The organism is Streptococcus bovismuti (assembly GCF_042436615.2).
GTDB lineage: Bacteria > Bacillota > Bacilli > Lactobacillales > Streptococcaceae > Streptococcus.
Map to the genome: position 1 here is coordinate 1 of NZ_JBHMFR020000020.1, position 500 is coordinate 500.

The 500-nt window shown below is 44.0% G+C and carries 1 protein-coding gene; it reads left to right on the forward strand.

Annotated elements, in window-relative coordinates; translation table 11 throughout:
* On the forward strand, nucleotides 1-500 hold a 500-nt coding region (locus ACERDH_RS09795; RefSeq protein WP_415741923.1), incomplete at both ends, for a mucin-binding protein.

Sequence of the window (500 nt, forward strand, 5' to 3'; positions counted from 1 at the left end):
CAAGGCTACAAGCTTGTTAGCGATGAATTCACAGCAGGTGGTGCTAAGGTTTATGACTACGATACAGCACGTGACCAAGTCTACACTGTAACCCTTTCAGAACGTGTTGAACCAGTTAACCCAGATAACCCAACTCCACAACCAAACACCCCAGTCAATCCAGGACAACCAGATAGCCCACGTTGGCCAGGAACAGTTGAAAACTTGGATAACAAGGAAAGTGTTAGCCGTACCATCCATTATGTTTACGAAGATGGAAGCAAGGCTAAGGATGATGTGGTTGAAACACTGAATTTCAAACGTTGGAGCAATGTCAACTTGGTAACAGGTCATATCGACTTCCAAGACTGGACAACTAATGATGATACGTTTGATAAAGTGGTATCGCCAACTATCGCAGGTTACACAGCGGATAAATCAGAAATCCCAGCTGTAAGTGGAGTTCAAGCGAAAGACCAAGACCGTGTTGAAACAGTCACTTATCATAAGGATGCCCAAAA